The organism is Leptotrichia sp. HMT-225 (assembly GCF_030644325.1).
GTDB classification, from domain to species: Bacteria; Fusobacteriota; Fusobacteriia; order Fusobacteriales; family Leptotrichiaceae; genus Leptotrichia; species Leptotrichia massiliensis.
Genome location: NZ_CP130323.1, coordinates 70705 through 93743 on the forward strand (window position 1 = coordinate 70705; position 23039 = coordinate 93743).

At 29.5% G+C, this 23039-nt stretch carries 21 protein-coding genes and 1 pseudogene; 6 read left to right on the forward strand and 16 right to left on the reverse strand.

What is annotated here, in order from left to right; translation table 11 throughout:
- Nucleotides 1–12 precede the first annotated feature (12 nt).
- The 4 genes from mfd (at nucleotide 13) to QU666_RS00320 (ending at nucleotide 6265) form a co-directional block, all read left to right on the forward strand.
- Entirely contained in the window at nucleotides 13–3222 is a 3210-nt protein-coding gene (gene mfd, locus QU666_RS00305; protein ID WP_021769839.1) for a transcription-repair coupling factor, read from the forward strand.
- A gap of 120 nt (nucleotides 3223–3342) precedes the next feature.
- Nucleotides 3343–4641, forward strand: coding sequence for a PHB depolymerase family esterase (locus tag QU666_RS00310; RefSeq protein ID WP_021769838.1), 1299 nt, complete (start codon nucleotides 3343–3345; stop codon nucleotides 4639–4641).
- A 168-nt stretch (nucleotides 4642–4809) separates the two neighbouring features.
- Nucleotides 4810–5556, forward strand: a complete 747-nt coding sequence (locus tag QU666_RS00315) for a hypothetical protein (RefSeq protein ID WP_021769837.1) — start codon at nucleotides 4810–4812, stop codon at nucleotides 5554–5556.
- A gap of 37 nt (nucleotides 5557–5593) precedes the next feature.
- Nucleotides 5594–6265 (forward strand): TIGR02206 family membrane protein, encoded by a 672-nt coding sequence (locus QU666_RS00320; RefSeq protein WP_036071526.1) that lies wholly within the window; start codon nucleotides 5594–5596, stop codon nucleotides 6263–6265.
- Between the two features lie 136 nt (nucleotides 6266–6401).
- On the opposite strand, the gene spoVG is transcribed toward QU666_RS00320, so the two are convergent.
- The 3 genes from spoVG to QU666_RS00335 form a co-directional block, all read right to left on the reverse strand.
- Nucleotides 6402–6686 (reverse strand): septation regulator SpoVG, encoded by a 285-nt coding sequence (spoVG, locus tag QU666_RS00325; RefSeq protein WP_036071523.1) that lies wholly within the window; start codon nucleotides 6684–6686, stop codon nucleotides 6402–6404.
- A 252-nt stretch (nucleotides 6687–6938) separates the two neighbouring features.
- Nucleotides 6939–7184: an RNA-binding S4 domain-containing protein gene (locus QU666_RS00330; protein ID WP_021769834.1), complete on the reverse strand. Its 246-nt coding sequence runs from the start codon at nucleotides 7182–7184 to the stop codon at nucleotides 6939–6941.
- Nucleotides 7185–7201: 17 nt separating this feature from the next.
- Nucleotides 7202–8194: a phosphate/phosphite/phosphonate ABC transporter substrate-binding protein gene (locus QU666_RS00335; protein ID WP_036071521.1), complete on the reverse strand. Its 993-nt coding sequence runs from the start codon at nucleotides 8192–8194 to the stop codon at nucleotides 7202–7204.
- Nucleotides 8195–8323: 129 nt separating this feature from the next.
- Here QU666_RS00335 and QU666_RS00340 point away from each other — a divergent pair, with 129 nt between their 5' ends.
- Nucleotides 8324–9862: a VWA domain-containing protein gene (locus tag QU666_RS00340; RefSeq protein WP_021769832.1), complete on the forward strand. Its 1539-nt coding sequence runs from the start codon at nucleotides 8324–8326 to the stop codon at nucleotides 9860–9862.
- A gap of 105 nt (nucleotides 9863–9967) precedes the next feature.
- Here QU666_RS00340 and QU666_RS00345 read toward each other — a convergent pair whose 3' ends face one another.
- Complete coding sequence (locus QU666_RS00345) at nucleotides 9968–10717, reverse strand: biotin--[acetyl-CoA-carboxylase] ligase (RefSeq protein ID WP_051285853.1); 750 nt, start codon at nucleotides 10715–10717, stop codon at nucleotides 9968–9970.
- A gap of 178 nt (nucleotides 10718–10895) precedes the next feature.
- Here QU666_RS00345 and QU666_RS00350 point away from each other — a divergent pair, with 178 nt between their 5' ends.
- Nucleotides 10896–11567 carry a hypothetical protein gene (locus tag QU666_RS00350; RefSeq protein WP_036071520.1) on the forward strand — a complete coding sequence of 224 codons (672 nt, stop codon included), beginning with the start codon at nucleotides 10896–10898 and terminating at the stop codon, nucleotides 11565–11567.
- Between the two features lie 117 nt (nucleotides 11568–11684).
- Here the strand turns inward: QU666_RS00350 and QU666_RS00355 are convergent, their stop codons facing one another.
- The 12 genes and pseudogenes from QU666_RS00355 to QU666_RS00410 form a co-directional block, all read right to left on the reverse strand.
- Nucleotides 11685–12527, reverse strand: a complete 843-nt coding sequence (locus QU666_RS00355; protein ID WP_021769829.1) for a hypothetical protein — start codon at nucleotides 12525–12527, stop codon at nucleotides 11685–11687.
- Nucleotides 12524–13243, reverse strand: coding sequence for an ABC transporter ATP-binding protein (locus tag QU666_RS00360; protein WP_021769828.1), 720 nt, complete (start codon nucleotides 13241–13243; stop codon nucleotides 12524–12526). Before QU666_RS00360 ends, QU666_RS00355 begins: the two co-directional genes overlap by 4 nt.
- Before the next feature lie 2 nt (nucleotides 13244–13245).
- The gene (pth, locus tag QU666_RS00365; RefSeq protein WP_021769827.1) at nucleotides 13246–13812 is read right to left on the reverse strand and encodes an aminoacyl-tRNA hydrolase; all 567 of its coding nucleotides are present in this window, start codon (nucleotides 13810–13812) and stop codon (nucleotides 13246–13248) included.
- A gap of 30 nt (nucleotides 13813–13842) precedes the next feature.
- Nucleotides 13843–15246, reverse strand: a complete 1404-nt coding sequence (locus QU666_RS00370) for an MATE family efflux transporter (RefSeq protein ID WP_021769826.1) — start codon at nucleotides 15244–15246, stop codon at nucleotides 13843–13845.
- A 102-nt stretch (nucleotides 15247–15348) separates the two neighbouring features.
- Complete coding sequence (gene mnmG, locus QU666_RS00375; RefSeq protein ID WP_021769825.1) at nucleotides 15349–17241, reverse strand: tRNA uridine-5-carboxymethylaminomethyl(34) synthesis enzyme MnmG; 1893 nt, start codon at nucleotides 17239–17241, stop codon at nucleotides 15349–15351.
- Between the two features lie 556 nt (nucleotides 17242–17797).
- Nucleotides 17798–18712 carry a hypothetical protein gene (locus tag QU666_RS00380; protein WP_021769823.1) on the reverse strand — a complete coding sequence of 305 codons (915 nt, stop codon included), beginning with the start codon at nucleotides 18710–18712 and terminating at the stop codon, nucleotides 17798–17800.
- 28 nt (nucleotides 18713–18740) lie between these two features.
- Nucleotides 18741–19778 (reverse strand): tetratricopeptide repeat protein, encoded by a 1038-nt coding sequence (locus QU666_RS00385; protein ID WP_021769822.1) that lies wholly within the window; start codon nucleotides 19776–19778, stop codon nucleotides 18741–18743.
- A gap of 233 nt (nucleotides 19779–20011) precedes the next feature.
- Entirely contained in the window at nucleotides 20012–21055 is a 1044-nt protein-coding gene (locus tag QU666_RS00390) for a DciA family protein (protein WP_021769821.1), read from the reverse strand.
- 14 nt (nucleotides 21056–21069) lie between these two features.
- Complete coding sequence (locus QU666_RS00395; RefSeq protein ID WP_021769820.1) at nucleotides 21070–22158, reverse strand: DNA replication/repair protein RecF; 1089 nt, start codon at nucleotides 22156–22158, stop codon at nucleotides 21070–21072.
- Nucleotides 22159–22207: 49 nt separating this feature from the next.
- Nucleotides 22208–22390 (reverse strand): annotated as a pseudogene (locus QU666_RS00400) (hypothetical protein); the annotation flags it as partial.
- A gap of 7 nt (nucleotides 22391–22397) precedes the next feature.
- Nucleotides 22398–22634, reverse strand: a complete 237-nt coding sequence (yaaA, locus tag QU666_RS00405; RefSeq protein ID WP_198012140.1) for a S4 domain-containing protein YaaA — start codon at nucleotides 22632–22634, stop codon at nucleotides 22398–22400.
- Nucleotides 22635–22741: 107 nt separating this feature from the next.
- Entirely contained in the window at nucleotides 22742–22867 is a 126-nt protein-coding gene (locus QU666_RS00410) for a hypothetical protein (protein ID WP_304984849.1), read from the reverse strand.
- Nucleotides 22868–23039 lie beyond the last annotated feature (172 nt).

Sequence of the window (23039 nt, forward strand, 5' to 3'; positions counted from 1 at the left end):
GAAAGGCTTTTTATGAACTTTAATTTAAGTTTTTTAAATAAAATAGAAAAATTAAAAAATAAAAAAATAGATATTTTACAATCTGAAAATAATTTTTACCGCGGTTCAATTCCGTGGTTTTTATTATGTTCAGAAAAGAAAAAAATAATTTATATTTCCACATCCAACAGAAATTTGGAAAATTATCATGCAATGCTTGAAAATTATTATGAAATGTCAGAAAAACAACAAGATATTTTAATGAAAAAATCTAAAACTAGTAAAAAAAATATTAAAGAAAGTAAAAAGAAACTGGAAGATGAAAAAATAATTGATATTTTTGAAAATATCTCACAAAATAAGGAAGATATTACAGGAATAAATATAAGACTGCTGGATATTTTAAAAAATCAGGAAAAATTTATTTTATTTGTAAATTTACAGATTACTTTGGATATATTTTTTGAAAAAGTTAAGTTTTTTCCTTTTGAAACTGGGAAAGAATACAGTTTTTCAAAAATTGTGGAATTTCTTGTGGAAAATGGATATGAAAATTCATATTTGATTGAAAAAAAGGGGCAGTACAGCAGACGTGGGGATATTCTTGATATTTTCCCACCAGACTTGGAACATCCTGTTAGACTCGAGTTTTTTGGTGATGAACTGGAAAGTATAAGAGTTTTTGATATTGATAGCCAGATTTCTGTGGAAAAGATGGAAGAAATAAAGGTTTTTGGAAATTTACTTTCTGGAAATAATTATGAATTGATAGAACTTATTGACGAATTAAGGGCGGAAGATGTAACGATTGTTATTGAAAATGAGGAATTGCTGGACTATAAAATGGAAGAGTTTATTTTGCTTGACAGAAGCCGTGAGGAAACTTATCGAAAAAGGTATGAAAATCTGAAGAAAAAAAGCATTTTTGTTCAAACTAAAAATTTCTCGCAGGAACAGATTGAGACTTTCAGGGATAAAAATAGGCTTGAAAAATTGTCAAAAATTGAAGATATTTATATTTTTACGAATAACTATGAGAAGAAAATGGCTGAATTTGGACAAATTCTGACTGAAAAAGAAAACAATCTGGAAATTGAAAAATATGAGCTGTTTGAAGGATTTATCTTTAATGATAATTCAGAAAATCCAGATAATAAAAATAGAAAAAATAATTTTATTGTGCTTACAGACAGGGAGCTTGACGGATATATTTACGAGCGAAAGAAAAAAACGGCAAAAGCTATAAAATATAAAAAGGTTAATCAGATAATCGAAGGCGATTATGTAATTCATGTTCAATATGGTGTTGGAATTTATAAAGGAATTCAGACAATGGAAGAGCGGGATTATTTGAAAATCAAGTATGCTGATGAGGACATTTTGTATATTCCTGTGGAAAAACTGGATAGACTTGAAAAATATGTGTCAAATGATACAGAACCGCAGTTATTCAGGCTTGGAACACGTGGATTTAAGCGAAAAAGGAAAAAACTCGAAGAAGATATTCAGAAATTTGCGGCAGAACTTATCAAAATACAGGCACGACGGCAAAGCCAGAATGGTTTTGTGTATCAAAAGGATACTGTGTGGCAGGAGGAATTTGAGGCGAATTTTCCATTTGAAGAAACAGAAGATCAGAGAAATGCCATAAATGATGTGAAAAAGGATATGGAAAGTCCGCAAATAATGGACAGAATTGTGTGTGGAGATGTCGGATATGGGAAAACGGAAGTTGCGATGAGAGCTGCATTCAAAGCGATTGACAATGGAAAGCAGGTTGTTATGGTAGCTCCAACTACGGTGCTTGCAGAACAGCATTTTGAACGGTTTAAAAGAAGATTTGAAAATTATCCGATTACGATTGAGAATTTATCACGGCTTACGAAAAGTAAATCCAAGGACATTTTAAAAAATCTAAAAAACGGAATTATTGACTTAGTTATTGGAACTCACAGGCTTCTAAGCGATGACGTGCAGTTTAAGAACCTAGGGCTTTTAATTATTGATGAGGAGCAAAAATTTGGCGTTAAGGCTAAAGAAAAGTTAAAATCTCAAAGGGAAAAACTGGATGTGCTGACATTAACTGCGACTCCGATTCCACGTACATTAAATCTTGCGATGCTTGGAATTAGGGAGATTTCCATAATTGACACACCTCCAACAAACAGACTTCCCATTATAACAGAAATTCTCGATTGGGATGAGGAAACAATAAAAATGGCGATACTGCGTGAACTGTCACGTGATGGGCAGGTTTTCTATATTTACAACGATGTAAAAAATATGAAGGAAAAATTGAAGGAACTGAAGGAAATGCTTCCAGACTTTGTAAAAATCGAATTTATAAATGGACAGCTTCCGCCAAAGGAAATTAAGGATAAGTTATTGCGTTTTGAAAATGGGCAGTTTGACATTCTTATTGCTTCAACAATTATTGAAAATGGAATTGATGTGGGAAATGCCAACACTATTTTGATTGAAAACTTTACTGGTTTAGGCTTATCGCAGGTGTATCAGCTGAAAGGGCGTGTAGGACGTAGCAATAGACAAGGATACTGTTATTTATTAAAAACTAGAAATATTACAAAGCAGGGACGTCAAAAGGAAGAAAGCATGCTAAAAGTGGAAGGAATAAAATCAGGAGGTTTTCAAATTTCGATGGAAGACTTGAAAATACGTGGTGCTGGGGAAATTTTGGGAGATAAGCAGCATGGAACGATTGAAACTTTTGGATATGATTTATATATAAAAATGCTAAATGAGGAAATTCGTAGGCAAAAGGGCGAGTTTGTCGAAAAAATTGAAAATGTGGAAATTATATTAAATGAAAGAGGATTTATTCCGGAAACATATATTGAAAAGGATGAAAGGCTAAATATCTATAAACGTTTTGCAATGCTGGAAACAGACAGCGAATTAACTGATTTGCTTGATGAAATTAGAGATAGGTTTGGAAAAATTCCAGAGCAGATGAAAAAATTTATTTTAAGCATTAAATTAAAATTATTTGCTGAAAAATATAAAATTCAGAGAATTCTCGAAACAAGAAATCATTTTGAACTGTACTTTTTGGAAAATGCACAAGCAGAGCAAAATGAATTAAATGAAAGAATTGAAATGAAAAAAGTAGTAAGAACTATTGATACAGTAAGTCCGAAAGGGAAAAATAACGAGAAAGATACTGCTGATAATCTTGTTGTAATGAAAGTAAACAAGAAAGATTTTTTAAATATTGTGAAATAGCATTATTTAAAAAGCAACATTTCGGACAGTAGAAAAATACAAAAAAGTGTGGTAAAATTTATAAAAGGTTTTAATTTTTAAGCAGCATAAAATAATAAAAAACAGAAAAGGAGAGTATCTATGAAAAGAATATTATTATTTTTGACAATATTTGGGATGTTATTATCTATGGTGAGCTTTTCGGCAGAAACTACAACATTTAAAATGGAAAAAATAAAATATCCTAAAGGTATTAGAAATGTAACATCTGTAACAGAAGTATTTGGAACAGGACAACAAGTTACACATATTATTGTGGAATTTAACGAAAAAGTTGTAAATTCTCAATTGACTAAAAATACTTTCACAGTAGCTGGGCGAAATGTGGAAAATGTATATTCAAACACACGTCCTGAAAGAACTAATATCGTAAAAGACGGAAAATATGTAATTATTGAATTAAATCCTAAGGATGCAGGAGCTTCTCTTCGTATTGAAGGAGGACCAGGAACTGGGTTTCAAATGAAAAAAGCGACATCGAGTATTACACAAAAGGAAGATATTTTATTTACAAATAGTAAAAAATTGGAAAAAAGCATTGCAATACTTGAAAATAATAAAACAAAAAATTTAGTTGTCGAAAATTTTAAACAATTTGAATACAAAGATCCAAAAACAGGAACATTAGTAAAATATAATTTGTACATTCCAAAAAATTATGACAAAAATAAAAAATATCCACTTGTACTGTTTATGCATGATATGGGTGTTCTAAGTGAAGATACAAAAGCTACTTTATTACAGGGAAATGGTGCTATTTCATTTGCTACTCCTGAGGAACAAGCAAAACACGAGGCATTTGTACTGGCTCCACAATATTCAAGACAAGTTGTGAATGATAATGGCGATATTACAAGCGATTTAGATGCAACTGTCAATCTTGTAAAAGATCATTTGCTTTCAAAATATAGTATTGATGAAAAAAAATTATATGCAACAGGGCAATCAATGGGAGGAATGATGGCAATTGTTATGAACTTTAAATATCCTGATCTATTTGCTGCTTCATATTTAGTAGCTTGCCAATGGAATGAAAAGGAAGTAACTCCTATGGCAAAAAATAATCTTTGGATAATGGTTTCAACTGGAGATGAAAAAGCTTATCCAGGTATGAATACTATTACAAGTGAACTTATTAAAAGAGGAGCAACTGTGGCAAGAGATACTTGGAAAGCCGACTACACAAATGAACAATTTTTAGAAGGTGCAAGAAAAGTTATAGCTCAAAAATCAAATATCAAATATACAACACTTGAAAAAGGAACAAACCCATATTTGTCAAAAGATGCTAATTCTGGATCAGAACATTCAGGAACTTGGAAAATTGCTTACAGTATTTCTGGGATAAAAGACTGGATATTTTCACAAGCAAAGCAATAATCAACATTACAAAGTTTTAAATAAAACTTTGAACGTAAGAAATAAAAAGTGAACTAGTTAAGAGATATATTAAAAAATAACTAATTTTATTAACCTAATAATTGGTAAAGGCACTTACATAGTTAAGTTTGGTTAAAAAATCATTATAAAAATAGAAATGAGGTAAAAATGAAAGAAATAACTGAATCATTAAAAAATAAAGATTTAACACAAAAAGATTATTATCTTAAATCTTTTGAAGTTTTTAAGAAATTGTTAAGTACAGATAGAAAATATCTACCTTCAATTATAGCATTATTTACACTTAATGGTTATATAATGCATAATTCATTTGTTACTACGATAAAAGCTGTACATACTCAACAAGTTCCAAAATTACCAACAATGGAGGTGTTGATGAACCTTTTAATTCTAATAATAATAGAATATGCTTTGAATTTATTCCAAAATGACGTTATTAATAGAATTGACAAAAAAAACGAATTGACAAGAAAGGATATATTACTAAGGTCTATAATTTTAGCTATAGCAATGACATTTATAGGTAATCTTACAAAATCTTTAGGACCGATAGGTATAGCAGTTATATTTTTAATTGCATACTTTGCAGCATTTTTTAGACAAATATATTTATCAAGAAATATAAACCTGACAACTGCATTTGAAAGAAATCTAAAACTACTAGAAAACAATAGAGTTAGCATTATTCTTCCTTTATTTTTAATAAATATAATTTCAGCTATAATATCATCTTTTTTGATGGCATCTGCTTCAGTAACTGTATTAAAATCACCAAATGCAGCTATGACAGTAATAATTATTCTTATTGTCTCTAGAATTTTAGTTGGAATATTTGAAATTTATAAAAAAATCCTGGCAAGTATAATTTTCTTAAATGTAGAAAATAACCAATAATTAATTTCACAAATGGAAATTTAGAAAGGAGAAACTTTTGACTTTTAGTTATTTTAGTCCTATTCATATAGAAACTTTTATTGTATCTATTTTATTTTGTATATTTTTATTTTATATTCCTAAATTTTTCAAAAATTTGGATATAAATAAGTACTCAACTTTTTTAGGATATTTCTTATTAATATTTAAGTTAGTTGACTCGATTTACAGGTTAATGTATCAAAATGAGCCGATAACTAATGTAACACCTGTACATCTTTGTAATTTTGCAGCAATTTTTGCAGGGCTATATTTGATTTTTAAAACAAAATTTTTGTATAATGCCGTATACTATTTAACTTTTGGACCAATATTAGCATTAATTTTACCAGGAATAATATACTATCACGATAATTATTATGTTTATCTTTTTATGATAATGCACGCTCTTATTGTTTTTACAGCTTTTTTTGGTTATAGATATCTAAATGACAAGCCTACAAAAAAAGGATTTTTTCAGTCAATAATTACACTGCTGCTAATATTCCTTTACGCATTCATTTATAACTGGATATTTAAAGAGATAAATGCAATGTTTTTAAAAAGCCACATTATCCCACAAGTAAAGTTTATAAATCCAATTTGGCTATATGACATTGTTCTTATTCTTACAATGATATTTTTACAATTTTTGCTATATTTGCCAGTTATACAAAGAAATAAAAGATAAAATTGCGGTAGAAATGTTAAATAATAGAATCGTTTTTGAAAAATAAATAGGCAAGAAAAAAGTACACCACTGATATTAGTATTAATGTATATATAATTTTAGTATTTTTAGGTGTACTTTTAATTTTTTCAATTTTTTATTCTGCGTCAGGTTGAGCAGCACTTTCCTCTTCAAATTTTTCTAAAATAACTTGTGTTATTTCGGCTCTTAATTCAGGTTTTATAGGATGAACAATATCCTTAAATTCTCCATTTGGCATTCTTCTTGAAGGCATTGCTACAAAAAGTCCATTCTGCCCGTCAATTATTTTCAATCCATGAATCACAAAACTTTCATCAAATGTGATGTCAGCATACGCCCGTAATCTTTCATTGTTTTCCGTTTGTTTTCCAATTCTAATACGAATATCAGTAACTTTCATAAGTCTTCTCCTTGTTTTGTAATTTATATTTTCCATTATAATTATACCTCATTTGTTAAAAAAAACAAGTGAAGACATCAATAAAAATACAATATTTACTGTATTTTTATGTAGCTTATAAAGCTAATTCATAATCAAACTTTTTGATAATAAAATTATTTAAAATTTAAGTAAAATAATTAAAATCTTTAAGTTTAGTTTGAAGATCTAATACCAAAATTACTATTTTTTTATTACAAAAACGAAAAATAATTAGTCAATTATTTGGATATATTCATCAATAAATTCCTTTTTTAGACTTTCAGGCGGCAGATCCAGTACTTTTACTTTTATGTTCTTGTTAAAATACTTTATTTCAAAAATATCGCCTTTTTTCACATCGTATGAAGATTTTTTTATATCTCCGTTTACAATGATATTTCCATTGTCAGCCAGCTCTTTTGCCACTGTTCTTCTTTTTATAATTCTTGTTACTTTTAAAAATTTATCTAAACGCATTTTTCCCTCGATTTTTATTATTTTATATCTTTCATTCCTTCATACCAAGCTGTATTTGTTTCTACAAATCCAACATTTGGGTTTTCTTTTAAGAAAAGTCCTCTTATTTTACTTTTCTTATCACTGAAAATGTGTGGATTGTCAGTTGTTGATTTAGCTAAAAGCGCCTTTTTGATTTTTTCCTGATCTTCTTTTGCTAAAGTTTTTGTATTAAATACGATTGGCCCATTGTAAACAGGTATTGATTTTATAACTGTAAAGCTTTTTCCAGCATAATCCCCAAATGGTGCAACTGCTCCTTTTTTCACTTTATATGTAGCTCCTGAATTAAAATCTTTTCCAGCAGTCAGCTCATAAATTGTAAATGATTTTGGAATAGCAAATGTTGCAACGTCAACATCTCCTTTAAATAATAAAACTTGTGCTCCTGGATGTGAATTTCCAAACATAACTTTTGAAAATACTTTATTTCCAAGCACTTCATCTGTATTTTTTAGCCCAAACTCTTTTACAATATAATTAGCAGGTATTTTAAATCCTGATGTAGAGCTGTTTGTAACAAATCCCATAGACTTACCTTTTAATTTTTTCAAGTCAAATCCATCTCCAGAACGGTATTGATTAGCATCTTCTTCTCTTACTGCAATAAAGCTGTAATAACGTGCATCTTCCAATGTTCCACTTTCTCCTGCATTTGTAAGCACTGCCTCAATATCCTTAGTTCTCTGTCTAGCATTCAAATACGCTTCAGCTCCAATATAAGCTATTTGTGACTGACCAGAAATAATATTTTCAACCGTAATATTGTAATCTGTAGTTGTTACAATTTCAACCTTTTTCCCAGTCGCTTCTTGTACAACCCGTGCAAATTCTTCTCTTGACTTTTTCAACGAATCATTAGTTTCATTAGGTAAAAATACAATTTTAATTGTATCATTCTTTTTACCACAACTAACTGCAAATAACAAAATTGCAAGCAATAACAAACTTCTTAAAATATTTTTTCTCATAATACCTCCTAAATAATATAAATAAATCTGCCTTATTATAGCATTTGTTATTTGCATAGTCAATTCTATATTTTTTGTGGTATACTTATAATAAATAAATTAAAAATCTATAATTTTTAGGAGGTTTTCATGAAAAGAAACAAATGGAAAAAATTATTAATTTTAAGTATTGCACTTTTAGTCTTAACAGCCTGCTTCAATAAAAAAGAAGATATAGACAAAAAGGAAGACAAGAAAAAGGAATCAGAAAAACAGCTTTCAGAAGAAGAACTCCAAAAAGGGAAAGGCGTTAACGGGGATTTGCCTGATATTGTTTACACATATGAGGGAATAGTAGATGCGGCACCTGGAATCTACCAGTTTCCTGATACTTATGAAGAAAATATAGTAAAAAAATCAGATATCTGGAGAGAAAATGTTCAAAATGAACTTAAAAAAATTAAACCTGCCTTAGGTGAAGATGCTTCTGATGAAGAAATCGAACGTCTCTTCAAGAAATTCTTATACATAGCAGGCTATGATTATGAGCCGATTGAAACTCTTGACAGATTTTCATATGTAATCTTCAAGGACGACATGGTAAATCCTTTTACAAAACAAAAAATTGAAGAAAATATGAATGTCAATCTTGAAATCATTTTAGATGCCAGCGGTTCAATGAAACAGAAAATAGGCGATAAAACAATGATGGAAATCGCAAAGGAATCTATAGAGAAAGTTATTTCCGAAATGCCTGCAAACACAAAAGTAGGACTGAGGGTTTTTGGCCATAAGGGCGACAATACGGCAAGTAAAAAACAGGAATCATGTTCCGCCAATGAACTGATTTCACCGATTGAAACTTTAAATAAAGATAAGCTGAAAAGCTCTTTAGCTCCTATTCAGCCTACAGGATGGACTTCCATAGCAAAATCGATTGAAAACGGAGCAAATGACTTGAAAGCATTAAAAGGTGAAAAAACATTAAATATCCTGTATATCATTACGGACGGAATCGAAACATGCGACGGCAATCCTGTTGAAACTGCAAAAAAATTTAAAAATGAAAATACAGATATAGTTTTAGGAATAATAGGGTTTAATGTGGATGCCAATCAGAATAAAGTGCTGAAAGAAATTGCAAATGCTGCAAACGGTTATTATTCTTCAGCAAATGATGCCGCTAAATTGACAGAAGAACTGCAAAGAATACATGAAATAGCTTTTTCTGACTATAAATGGGAACCTTTAAATGACTATATGATAAACAGAATAATAGCATCTCATAATTTGACATTGTCAATGAACAAATTTCTTATAGAAAGATCTCTGGGAGAAAAAAATAATATGAGCTCTCTTATAATGTATGGGTCAAAAAGCTATTCAAATGATCCTAAATTTGCAGGATTATATGAATTTAACGGAAAAATATCTAAAAAACTTAAAGCGCTCAGCGAAGAGAGAAGAGAGAAAATAAAGGCACTGTATAAAACTGAATTTGAAAAAATTGAAAAACAGTCGCAAGACTATATAGCACAGATTAAAGCTAGAAAAGGAGCAACAGTGGCATATATTCCAACAACAAGCAGAAAAAATCCTATGAGCAAATATTGGAGTGGACATAGTGGAAAAGGCGGTACAATTAAAGATGCTAAAAAAGATAATGAAGAGTTGAGAAAAAAACAATAATAAAAGAGGCCTGTGCCTCTTTTTTAATTTACTAAATATCCCAAAATTTAGACTACTTTTAAACTATATTGATTTTACAATTTTTTAACAAAAATCTAAAAAAAATTATGAAGAATAAACTATCTTTTCAAAAACTTCCCCAACTGAAAAACTCCTAACTTCAGGCTTTCGATTATCTGTTTTTTCCATCAAAATTTGAAGCTCCCCATTTTCATCAATATTCTGAGCAACTCCTGAAATAACTTCATTGCCAAATTTTAATTCAATTTTTTTACCTTTCAAATAATTTATCTGATTAATTTCCTTTAAAATATCCTTCCAGAATCCATTTTCTAAATTTTCACACAATGTTTGAAATTCTAAAACAATATTTTTTATAACTTCATCAATTTCATATTTTTTATTTCTTATTTGAGTCAATGAAATGGCTTTACTTTTTAAGTTTTCTGGCAACATATTATTTACATTTATCCCAATTCCCGTAATATAAACATCTTCAGTTTTTTCTATTAGAATACCACATAATTTCATATTTTCCACATAAACATCATTAGTCCATTTGAATTTATATTCTAAATTTTCAATTTTTTTAAGTCCCTTTATAACTGCAATTCCAGCAATCAATGGCAATTTCAAATAATCCTCAATTTCCCAGTTATCTCTTTCCTTTAAAAAGAAACTAAAAAGTGCCATCCCATCCAACGAAATCCAGTCATTCTGCCTACGTGCCTTTCCATGCGTCTGAACTCTAGCAGAAATAACATCAAATTCCTCATAGCTTTTATGATTTTTTCGCAAATATTCATTCGTTGAATCAATTTCGTTAAATTTATATAATTTTATATTTTTCTTCATTTTAGTTTTCTCCATTCTTATCCCTTTATTTTAATATTTTACGCCTATTAAGTGTAAAAAGTCAATAGATTTTGGATAGAATTTTTTTTACTCTGCTGCTTTAATTTTTATTTATTGAAATAAAAAATAGAATATGTTAAAATTTAACAAGAATGAAAATAAAGGAAAAAGGATAAAAATGCAAGAAAATAAAAATTTGAATATAGATAAAGAAAAAAAACTTTTTTATAAAACTTATGAATATCGAAATTTGAAAGCACTAAAAATATTTTTGGGGTTTACAAGGGAAAAAGGAAGAAATTCTTTTGAGATTGCGAAACATCTGGAAAAAGATTTTCCAGAACTAAATTTCATGAAAATTATAGAATACAAGGTTATAAAATATACTCCTTTTCATATAAAAATAGAAACTGTTTCAGAAAATATAAACCAAACATTTACTGGAAATTTTATATCATATTATAATTATTTAGTTGAAAAAAATGATTTCGAGCTTACTTATAAAACACTTGATTTGTGGCTTGATTTTGAAACAAAATTTTTTGAAAAAGAATATTATCATATGGATTTCAGTCTTGGAAACTTTTTTATAGATAAAAATAGTGAAAAAATTGCTTTTATTGATTTTGATGACATTGTAAGAAAACCTCCTTTTTTTAGAAAACGTCTTTTTTTAACAAAATCTATCAGAAGTTTTGAGGGGTCAATGAAATTCTTTTTATCGGTAAAAAACTTTTCAAAGGAAGAAAATCAAAAGGTTATTGATAGATTAGAAGAAATTAAGAAAAAATACGGCGTTGTTTCAAGAGAAAAAGATTTAAGGCAAACTGAAAAAATTTTAAACAGATAATTTCTGAGTACACTATAAAAAAAATAGAAAAAACTCTAAATTGAACTACACATTAGTTTTCTTTAGAGTTTTATTTTAAATTTGTTGTATTTTATTATAAAATCTATCTTACTTAAATTATTCCAAATTCAATTTATTTTTTAATAAATAATTTACTACAAAAAATATTATAACCGAAAATATTATACTTGTAAAAAGTAGTCCCAAATTGGTATTAAAAAGGTACTCAAATGTTTTCAAGGCTTCCACATCTGAATCATTATAGCTATTACTGTAATTCTTAAAGTCCAAAAAATACGTCATAGTTAATATAAACCTTTTTATCAAGTTTATAACTGCCCCAAGAATCATATATGTACCGACTCCAGTCAAAACTCTGTAAGATTTTACCATATTTGCAATACTTATGCACAAAAATAAAAATAATATTTTTTCAATCGTCATAACTAACATAGAAATAATACTGATTATTAAAGTAGTACTTACAGAGTGCCGTAAAAACATCTCTATTTCACGAAAAACTTCAGGTCTAAATATATTTGCTTTAATTACTTCTTCCAAAGGAATAACAAACCAAAAAGTAAAAAATATTATAATTCCATTTACAACAAACCAGCCGAAAAATGTTATTAATTTTGCTAAAATTATTTCATATGTCTCAATAGGCAAAGTATTTGTCAAATATCCCTCATTCGCATAAATAGAACGATAATAACGGATTATTACCGCATAATAAGTCATCAAAATTAGTCCAATAATTGCGATTACATAGCCAAAATACGACATAAACTGAAAAATACCCGTAGAAATTCTTACACTTTCGTCAAGTTTTTCATTTAATAAAACAAACCAGAATAATCTTATTACGATTCCCATTACTCCCATTCCAATGTAAAATGGAAGCATCAATTTACTTACATCCATAAAATCATATTTGATTAATTTCCCTAAATTTTTCAATATTTAAACACCTCCCTAAAGTATTCATCAACTGTTTTATTATTTTCATTTATTATACTTTTCACATCCTGATAAAGCAAAATTTCACCTTTACTTATGAAAATTGCCTCGTCCAGCACCTTTTCCACATCCGCTATTAAATGTGTAGAAATTATAACTGTTGCTTCCCTGTTATAATTTTTTATAACAGTATTTAAAATATAATCTCTTGCCGCAGGATCAACTCCAGCTATCGGCTCGTCCAACAAATATAACTTAGCACGTCTGCACATAACAAGTATTAATTGAACTTTTTCCTTCATTCCCTTTGAAAGCAGCTTAAATCTTCTTGTTGTATCAATTCCCAAATCCTTTAACATATTTTGTGCTTTTTCACGGTCAAAATCATCATAAAAATCAGCAAATAATTGCAAAATTGCGTTTACAGTCTTAGAATTATCCAAATAATTCTTATCAGGCAAATATGAGACAATTTTTTTTGTTTCAACACCTGGATTTTGTCCATTTATAAGAATTTCACCTTCTGTTGGCTTTAATAGTCCATTTAACAGCTTTATAAAAGTTGTTTTCCCACTTCCATTTGGTCCTAATAATCCAATAATTTTACCAGTTTCTATTGATAAATTTACATTATTTAATGCATTATCAAAATCATAAGTTTTGGATAGATTAGTACATTTTAAAATAACGTTACCCATTAAACCATTCCTTTCCATTTTTATTTAGTGTTATATTTATTCATTAATTTTGAAATCGTCATATCGTCTTTTATATCGTCAATCAAATTAAATATTTTCTCTCTTGAATCTTTTACAACTTCCTTTTCCTCAGGCGAAAATTTCCCCAGTACAAATCCCAATGTTTCTTCCTTCGTTTTTGGTTTTCCAATTCCAAATTTTATTCGCACAAATTCATTTCCAATATGGGAAATAATGGATTTTATTCCATTGTGTCCGCCTGAACTTCCATTTTGCTTAATTTTCAGCTTTCCAAACTGCATATCCATATCGTCGTAAATTACAAAAAGTTCCGTTTTCGGATCAATCTTAAAAAATCTGACAGCTTCTCCAACTGCTTCTCCACTCAAATTCATAAACGTAGTTGGCTTCTGATAAAAAACCTTGTCTCCATTGTAATTAGTCTGCACAAACAATGATTTAAACTTTTCTCTTACATCATTTATATTATTTTCCTTCAAATATTCGTCAATAAATATAAACCCAATATTATGCCTTGTTAATTTATACTGTTCTCCAGGATTTCCAAGTCCCACTATTAATTTCATTAAATTCTTTTCTCCTTTATTTCAAACTATTTAATCATCTTCATCTTTTTTTGGAATTCTTTTCATTTCCTTTTTCAAAATGATTACCGATACAATAAATGCCACCAGATCCGCTATTGGAAAAGCGAACATAATTCCATCAACTCCCATAAAGTACGGTAAAATTATAAGTAGTGGCAATAATGATATAATCTGTCTTACAAGCGATAGGACAGCCCCTTGGAATGCCCTCCCAATTGATGTTAAGAACAATGTAATTGCACCTTGAATACCATTTAAAAATATGAAAAATAAAAATATTCTCATATATTTTGTTCCGTATTTAAAGTAAAGTTCGCTTCCACTTCCAAATACAGAAATTATCTGTACCGGGAAAATTTGGAATATCGCAAATGCTACTATCGAAATAACAAAAGCGGCTTTTAATGTCAAACTTAATATTTCACGAACTCTCGTATATTTCCTTGCTCCATAGTTGTATCCTGCAATAGGCTGTGCCCCCTGTGTCAGTCCCAATACAATCGCTATAAATACAACATTTATTTTCATAACAATTCCAGCAACAGCAATTGGAATTTCACTTCCATAAATGGATTTTGCCCCGTATATCTTTAGCAGATTATTTGTTACAATTTGAATAACTAAAGCAGAACATTGAAAAATAAAAGGCGATGTCCCCAATGCAAATAAAATCCCTATTTCCCGTATTCTTATCTTAAAATCCCTTAACTCAAATTTTACGCTTTTAAACCTGAAAAAATACAAAGCTAGCATAACTGCTGATACAAACTGCCCAATTACAGTTGCCCAAGCCGCACCATCCATTCCCATATCAAATCCAAACATAAATAACGGATCTAATATAGTATTTACAAGCGATCCAACAACTATTGCGAGCATAGAATAAAAAGCATTTCCATCAGCTCTTACCAAAGGGTTCGCCCCTATTGAAAATAATAAAAATGGTATCCCTAAAGATGTAATTCGAGTATATTCAATAGCATAGTCAAAAATCTGATTTGTCGCACCGAATGCTGTTAACATAGGTTTTAAAAATATATTAATCAATATGCATAATATAATTCCACCTAAAAGAAGCATTGTTACTGCTGTTCCTGCTACACTTTTTGCTCTTTTTGGACGCTTTCTACCTAATTCCAGATTAAAGTTCGTTGCAGCCCCCACTCCCGTCATAAGTCCAATCGCAAGACAAATTGTCGTAAGCGGAAAAGCCACATTCGTAGCTGCATTTCCTAGAAATCCAATTTTCTGTCCAATAAAAATCTGATCCACAATATTATAAAGTGCATTTACAAGATTAGCAATAATTGCTGGTACTGCAAGCGAAACTAGCAATTTTGGAATTGATTCCGTCCCAAATCTCATTTTTTTGTTATCTACCAAGCTGTTTTTTATCTTTATACTTTCTTCCATTCTTTTTCCTTCCTAAATTTTCAAACATTTCAATAAAATTGATTAAAACTGAACTCAAAAACTATAACTATACTTTCTAGACCCCAGTATTATTTAATTTTATCAATTCTTCAAAATCGCAATTAAAAGCGAAATATCATTATAAGTAACTCCGCTGATTCTGCTAGCCTGCCCAATCGTTTCAGGCTGTCCATATATAAGTCCAGAAATAGCAATATTGCTAAGTCCTTTTACGCTTTCATAGTCAAAATCCTTTGGAATTATCATTTTTTCCAGCTTTTTAAATTTCTCAATCTGTGCCTTTTCCCTTTCAATAAATACGTTATATTTCGCATTTATTTCCACTTGCTCCTTAGCTAAATCCGACAATTTCACAGTTTCCACAAATTCACTTAAATTATCATAGTTGATTTCTTTTCTCGCAAGAAATTCAAAGGCTGAAACAGGGCTGTTCATACTATTTTTACTATTTTTTTCAATTTCCTCACTTTCAGATTGATTTTGTTTTTCTACAATTTCAAGTAATTTTTCATTATTTTCCTTAGTTGGATAAACTGTAATGCTCTTCAGTCTTTCGATTTCATTTTCAATTTCCTGACACGTATTTTCAAGTTCTGTCAATTTTTCAGCATTTAATAACCCTATTTCCTTCGCTTTTCCCAAAAGTCTTATAAAAATGTTGTCTTGACGCAAAGTCAGTCTGTATTCAGCTCTTGAAGGCAATACACGATAAGGCTCTGGTGTTTTTTTATTTATTATATCATCAATCAAAACCCCAATATATCCTTCACTTCTGTCAATCACAATTTCCTTTTTCCCTAAAATTTTTCTCGCAGCATTCACTCCCGCTATAAATCCTTGACAGGCTGCTTCTTCATATCCACTCGTTCCATTAATAGTTCCCGCTGTGTAAAGTCCATCCAAAACTTTTGTTTCAAGAGTTAATTTTAACTGATACGCAGGTACAAAGTTATATTCCACAGCATACCCATAACGCACAATTTTAGCATTTTCTAGTCCACTAATCGTTTTTAACATTGCTTCCTGTGCAAATGGAGGCATTGCTGTTGTAAATCCGTTTATGTAGATTTCATCCGATTCTACAGATTCCTGCTCCAGAAATATCTGATGATTTGTTTTTTCTGGAAAGTTCATAATCTTTCTATCAAGTGAAGGACAATGTCGTGGCCCCTTCGTACTTACAATTCCAGTAACAATAGGTGAATATTTAAGCATTTCCTGTCCCACTCTTATTGTTTCGGGTGTTGTGAACGTAAGCCAAGTTGGTAAAGTTGAATTATATTCTTTTTTTGTTTCGTAAGAAAAATATCGTGGCTTATCTTCTCCTTTTAATTCTTCCATTTTAGAAAAATCGATTGAAGATTTGGCAATTCTCGGAGGAGTGGCTGTCTGGTATCTATCCAGCTCAAAGCCATATTCCACTAGTCTATCAGGCAAATCTACACTTGCAGGCTCTCCTTGCCGCCCTGACGAATATTTTACATCTCCCATCACATATTCTCCGCCTAAGAACGTTCCTGTACATAAAACAACAGCCTTTGCCCCATATTTTATCCCAAGATTGTCTTCAACTCCCATAACCTTTTTATTTTCCACAATCAAATCTACAACAATTCCCTGCACCAAATCGAGATTTTCCTGCTTTTCGATAATTTTCCTCATCTTAACCCTGTACCAGTATTTATCGGCTTGAGCCCTTGTAATCCGAGAAGCCAGCCCCTTTGTATGATTCAAGTTCTTTAACTGCAAGTTATAATTGTCAATATGTCTTGCCATTTCCCCGCCAAGCATTCCAAGTTCCGACACCAGATGGCTTTTTCCAGGACCCCCAACTGACGGATTACACGACATCATCGCAATATTGTCAAGATATATTGTAAATAACGCTGTTTTCAGTCCATGCCTTGCCGCAGCAAGTGCCGCTTCCACCCCAGCATGTCCCGCTCCAACAACAATTATGTCATAATTTTTCATTTTTAAAATTTTCCTTTCAACTTATTATTTTTTTTTGATAAACTTATTCTAATTCTAAAAGGCTTTTTTATAATCTTAAATTTTTATTTATTAATTCTATTAGTAATTTTTTCTTTAACGAAATTTTGCTTGATATTTATTTTAATCAAATAATCTATTATAATTAAACTAAAATTGTCGTGATTTTTTTGGAATGAAATTGACTGTCTGAGCTTTTTCAAACTCTTCAAATTTTAATTAATTTAAAGAGTTGATGATAACTTTTGTTAAAAAGCGAGTTTCAATTTCGTAGTAATCCAGGTTTATCCAAATAATAAATGTTTAGACTACTTTCCCAAATAAAATTTGGGAATATTTCAAAAAAATGCTTAGACGAGCCGGGTTTGCAAAGGGGATGGCGATGTTCCCCTTTGCTTTATAAAAATAGAAAAAACATAAAAATGAAGTAAAAAATAATTATAAAAAAATACATCTATAATAAAAAATCATTTATAAAAATGCTTTATGATAAACTTTAAATATAAAATATTTTACTTTTTAAAATTATTAAACAAATTTACTTCTTCTTTTTAAAAACATTCCTTACCGGACGAGTAATATCCTTAAAATAAACATAACTTTTGTGTTTTCTAATATAATACCTTAAATATCTAAAAACCAGTTCTTCTCTCTGTTTGCAATACTTCGCATATTCATTTGCAAAAATTCTGGCTATTTTTTCATCTTCCATCATACGTGAAACATTTTTCATTCTTTTATCCAAATTCAGTTTCACTCCGAATTTCATTCTATTTAAGTCAACCAGATAAAACTCGTAATTCCCACTTTTATCCTTAATCAGCACATTTCCTGGTGAATAGTCTTCAAATTCTACACCACTTTCGTGCAAGTCAAATGAAAATTTTGCGAACTGCCTTATAATTTTTTCACGATTCTTTTCCACTTTTGCAAGCATTCTTTCCGTTTCTTCACTTATCTTGTAATTTTCCCCCTGTTCAGCCTTGTCCCGCTCGATATCCTCAGGCCAGAAAACTTCACGGCAGGTAAAATCATATTTTAATTCCTCGCTTATATAATAACTGTTTTTTTTATTATTTTCGTTTAAAAAATCATCAAAATATGCAATTGGTTCTGGAGTTTTTATTTTATATTCTAATAATTTTTTTGCATATTCATAAGAACGTTTTGCTTTTGAGCCTTTAAATTTATAGAAAAAGTTTGTAATGAAATCTTTTTGTTTAAATTTTTTTACATTTACTATTTTTTTTGTTGCAGTCTTTTCAATGTTATTATTTTTTTTCTTTTTTTCATTCTCTTTTTTCAAATTATTTTCAATATATATCTCAAACTTTTTTATTTCATTTCTTCCCGGTTCTACAACATATTCCCCAGTTTTATCAAAATTTTTCAGTACATTTATTAATATTTTTTCATCATATTTCTTATTAACTTCATAATTTTTTTCTTCCATTTAAAATCCTCATAATTTCTAATTTTTTTTACTTTTCTTTATTTTCTAAACTTTTCTCATTTTCCTTTTCAAATTTTCTCTTATTTTTTCTCAATCTCTTTTTCAATTCCTTCAAAAAGTCCTTATCTTCTTTAAATTTAGCCATTTTAGCTACATATTCGAGCGCTTTGTCATATTTATGCTGTAATTCCAGCACGTATACCAAATTCACATAATGGCGAATATTTTCAGGTTCTAAAATAATCATTTTATCGCAAACCTTCTGTGCATTTTCATAATCTTTGGTTTTCACAAAAAATCTTCCTTGCAAATTCAACATTTTTATTCTTGAAAGTCCTTTATTCTCATTCGTTGCATTTTCATAATTTAAAAGCAGAAGTTTTATTTCCTCAAACTCCTCTGCTCTGAACAATATTTCAAAATAATCCTCAAATACATAATCTTCCACATTTTCACAATTTATGGCGATATTATAATATTTCACAACTTCTTTTATATTGTTTGAATAAGCCATTGTGTCGCCCATCCGTGCGTAAAGCGAAAATTCCTCCACCTCGTTAAATTTTGCATTTAAAAGTCTTGTATATTCACAAATTGCCTCATCATATTTCCCCATCATTGTAAGACAGTCGCCTTTCTCAACATACGCTTCAGAACTTTCAGGCTCCATTTCTATCGCCTTGTCAATATTTTCTATCGCCTTTCTATAATACTTTAACAAAGCATAAGACATTCCCATATTCAAATATACAAAATAATTTTTTTCCATTTCCAAAAATTTTTTATAAAGTGAAATCGCTTTTTTTAACCTTCCAAGCGACTGATAGACAAATCCCAATGTAAAAAGCGTATCCTTGCTGTCAGGATACTTTTTCTGCAATTTTTCTGCATATTCCTTCGCTTGTTCAAACATTCCAAAGTCTGAATAAATCTTAGAAAGTGTCATAAGTGCCGAATAGTTACTCTCATCAATTTCAAGTACCGACTTCAAATACATAAGTGCATCCTCATACTTATAATTTTCCATTGATTTATCCGCTTCTTTTAATAATTCTTCTATATACATCTTTTCTCCATTTATATTCCAACTCTTTTTAAATCAACTCATAAAACTATCAAAATTTTTAATCTAAATAAAATAATTATACTTTTTAAGTTTAAATTATTTACAAAATTACTATATATTAGAGATATTTGAAGTTTATCTCAAATTTTATAAATATTATTTTACCATATTTTGAACCAAAACCATAAATAAAATTTTTTACTTAAAATTATGAGATATAAACTCTGCTACTTTCAATATCTCCTATTATTCTCAAGCCTAAATTTCATATCCTTTCTTAACCTTCTCAAAGCCCACTTTCTCTCAACCTTAAAAACTTCCTCATTATCGCTCCCAATTTTGTAATCCACATAATTTTTTATAAATTTTTCCACATCTTCCCTAGATTCACTCCGAATTTCAAATTCATAATCCTCATTTAAAGAAATTTCTCTGTTTTTTTCAAGGCAGTAATAAAGCATATCATTGTAAGTCTGCTGTGCCAATATATCTCTTGCTTTATAATATGTAGATTTGTCGGTACTTGTCATTCGGACTGCCTGTTTTTCAGATATATACGGTTTATTCCTTATCAAATCTGTCATTTTTTGAAATTTGCGATTTTTTTCATTCATTCTGCATTCAAAACACATTTTCTCGTTACTTTCCTGCAAGAATAAAATTTTACAGTTTTCACATTCAATATATCCATTATTTTTTAAATATTTTTCCCTCTTTTTCAGCTTTATCGCAATTTTTTCCAGTCTTCTGGCAATATCTTCATATTTTTTATCAATTTTATCAATATTCTCGTGAATTTCTTTAATTTCTTCCGTAGAAAGCACAATATCCTTCACTTTTTCTGTGATTTTATTTTCAGACTCAACATCTATCCTACTTTCCCTAACATTTCCTCTAGGGATTTCACCAACCCGAATTGTCCCTCTTTTTTCCTCATTTTCAATAAGTTCATCCAGCAAATCTCGCTTTATTTTGTAATTTACCTTCGAAAATTCGATACTTTCCAAAAATTTCCCATTCAAAAATGTGTTTATTTTTTCCTTTATATTTTCCGCATACATTATCATCGTATGATAAATAATTCCATCATTAATCACTACAACTAGATTTCCGTTAAACAAGCTCTTTGGATAAGTTTTTTCGCCAATAGGACCGTTCACAATCTGTGTCCAGTTTTTCTTAATTTTCCACAAAATATATTTTTCATTCTTTAAAAGTGAGCTTCTTTTCTCAATCGCTTTTAGTGCCAAGTTTTTTAAATCCTTAATTCCGTCCATTTTGCAACCCCTTTTTACTCATTAATAATCTTCCCCTTTTCCACAATAAATTTTTTTCCTTCTATGCCCAGATCTTCTGTTGAAGTTATAAAACATTGAATTTTTTTATTTACAAAATAACTTAAAATACTTTTTTTTCTGACTTTATCAAAATACGAAGCGATGTCATCCATTATAAATATTGGATACTCCTTTTTTTCCTTTATTAAAATATCAATTTCTGAAATTTTTAGCGAAAATATTATAGATTTTTTCTCCCCTTGTGAAGAATACGCCTTTGCATTTTTCCCATTCAGCTCAAAGACAAAATCGTCTTTTTGAGGTCCAAGCAGGCTGTATCCAAGAAATTTTTCTCTCTCGCTTTTCCTTTTGCATAACATTTCAAATTTTTCCTTCAGTTCTTCCCTAGTTTTCTTTTCCACATCCCCAAGAAAACAGTCATATTTTAATTTCAGCTCCGAATTTTCATCAAATAATTTACGATAATTCAAGGTTAAAAGAATTGAAAGTTTTTTTATAAATTCCCGCCTGTTTAAAACGATATTCAGCCCTTCCTCAATAAATTTTTCATTATAGATTTTATAAATTTCCTCGCCAGTCTTTTTTTCCTTTATAAGTTTGTTCCGCACCTTCAATATTTTCTCAAAATTCACAATCGACTGTAAATACTCCTTTTTTGCCTGTGAAATTTCATAATTAAAAAAATTTCTCCTAACGCCAGGATTCCCAATAATCAGCTCAATATCCTCAGGAATAAATGAAATAATGTTAAGTAGCCCCACATAATTTATATATTTATTTTTTTCCCTGTCAATATAAAAGTCCTTCTTATCCTCATTAACATCAATAGCAATAGTATTTTCCGACAAATCCTTATGTCTGTACTTCCCAAACACAATCAGCCTGTTCAAGTTATATTTGCGAATCTCTTTCACTTTCTTAGTCCTAAAACTCTTCCCCGTAGCCAAAAAATGGACAGCCTCAATAAGTGATGTTTTTCCCTGTCCATTCTTCCCATATATTAAATTAAAATACCTATCAAACTTCAACTTCCCATCCACAAGACACCGAAAGTTATTAAAACTAATCTGATCCAAATACATCGCTATTTCTTCCCTTTCACACTGTAACTATCTGTAACTAACTTTTACCACTTTCCCCAAAATTTACATCAATAAATTTCTTCCTAAAAAACTCCCTTACCTCCCTATTAGGCAGTCTCAAGGAATACACATCCTCATAGTCTTCCCCAATTTTTTCATCAATAGTTAAATATCCGCTAAATAAAAGAAGTTCCCAAATTTCCTCCTGCCCCAATAAACTGGATAAATCAGCAAACTATTTAATGCGTTGCCCTCACAACAACTTTTTCTCCAGCAAACTCCACAACATCCCCATCATAAATTTTTTTTCCACGTCTAGTTTCCACAGCATCATTTACTTTCACTTCTCCATTCAAAATAAACATTTTCGCTTCCACTCCAGAACCTGTAAAGTTTGCCCACTTCAAAAGCTGATCCAATTTTATAAATTCAGTATTTATAACAACTTCTTCAATTTCATTATTTATATTTTTCATTAATTTTCCTCCATAATTTATATTCATATTTTTTTAGTAAATTTGAACTAATATTACTCTCAACCATTAACCAAACTAATGCTTAATTTTACTGTGGAAAACTTTATTTATCCGTGTAAAACTTTTCCCACAAATATTTCCACATCTTTTCCACAGTTATAATATATTCTTATTTTTAAAGAATTCCTTTGTGAATTTTTTTTCTTCTTAAATTGTGGAATTAATTTTTTCATATGTGGAGAAAATTTATATGTTTTTATTTTTATTATTCTATCACAATTTTTCTTTAATTTAAAATTAATTTTTTTTGATTTATCCACAAATGTGGAAAATTTTGTTTATTATTGTGGATATCTAAATTTTAGTTTTACACAATAAAATTTTATTTTTCCACAAAACTTGTTT

Bases quoted from the DNA above. Each gene is read 5' to 3' on its own strand.
- QU666_RS00360 (WP_021769828.1), bottom strand. From the start codon at position 13,243: ATGGAAAGGAATGGTTTAATGGGTAACGTTATTTTAAAATGTACTAAT.
- QU666_RS00410 (WP_304984849.1), bottom strand. From the start codon at position 22,867: ATGAAAAAATTAATTCCACAATTTAAGAAGAAAAAAAATTCACAAAGG.
- mnmG (WP_021769825.1), bottom strand. From the start codon at position 17,241: ATGAAAAATTATGACATAATTGTTGTTGGAGCGGGACATGCTGGGGTG.
- QU666_RS00395 (WP_021769820.1), bottom strand. From the start codon at position 22,158: ATGTATTTGGATCAGATTAGTTTTAATAACTTTCGGTGTCTTGTGGAT.
- QU666_RS00370 (WP_021769826.1), bottom strand. From the start codon at position 15,246: ATGGAAGAAAGTATAAAGATAAAAAACAGCTTGGTAGATAACAAAAAA.
- QU666_RS00330 (WP_021769834.1), bottom strand. From the start codon at position 7,184: ATGCGTTTAGATAAATTTTTAAAAGTAACAAGAATTATAAAAAGAAGA.
- spoVG (WP_036071523.1), bottom strand. From the start codon at position 6,686: ATGAAAGTTACTGATATTCGTATTAGAATTGGAAAACAAACGGAAAAC.
- QU666_RS00380 (WP_021769823.1), bottom strand. From the start codon at position 18,712: ATGGAAGAAAAAAATTATGAAGTTAATAAGAAATATGATGAAAAAATA.
- QU666_RS00310 (WP_021769838.1), top strand. From the start codon at position 3,343: ATGAAAAGAATATTATTATTTTTGACAATATTTGGGATGTTATTATCT.
- yaaA (WP_198012140.1), bottom strand. From the start codon at position 22,634: ATGAAAAATATAAATAATGAAATTGAAGAAGTTGTTATAAATACTGAA.
- QU666_RS00340 (WP_021769832.1), top strand. From the start codon at position 8,324: ATGAAAAGAAACAAATGGAAAAAATTATTAATTTTAAGTATTGCACTT.
- QU666_RS00385 (WP_021769822.1), bottom strand. From the start codon at position 19,778: ATGTATATAGAAGAATTATTAAAAGAAGCGGATAAATCAATGGAAAAT.
- mfd (WP_021769839.1), top strand. From the start codon at position 13: ATGAACTTTAATTTAAGTTTTTTAAATAAAATAGAAAAATTAAAAAAT.
- QU666_RS00350 (WP_036071520.1), top strand. From the start codon at position 10,896: ATGCAAGAAAATAAAAATTTGAATATAGATAAAGAAAAAAAACTTTTT.
- QU666_RS00345 (WP_051285853.1), bottom strand. From the start codon at position 10,717: ATGAAGAAAAATATAAAATTATATAAATTTAACGAAATTGATTCAACG.
- QU666_RS00390 (WP_021769821.1), bottom strand. From the start codon at position 21,055: ATGGACGGAATTAAGGATTTAAAAAACTTGGCACTAAAAGCGATTGAG.
- QU666_RS00335 (WP_036071521.1), bottom strand. From the start codon at position 8,194: ATGAGAAAAAATATTTTAAGAAGTTTGTTATTGCTTGCAATTTTGTTA.
- pth (WP_021769827.1), bottom strand. From the start codon at position 13,812: ATGAAATTAATAGTGGGACTTGGAAATCCTGGAGAACAGTATAAATTA.
- QU666_RS00315 (WP_021769837.1), top strand. From the start codon at position 4,810: ATGAAAGAAATAACTGAATCATTAAAAAATAAAGATTTAACACAAAAA.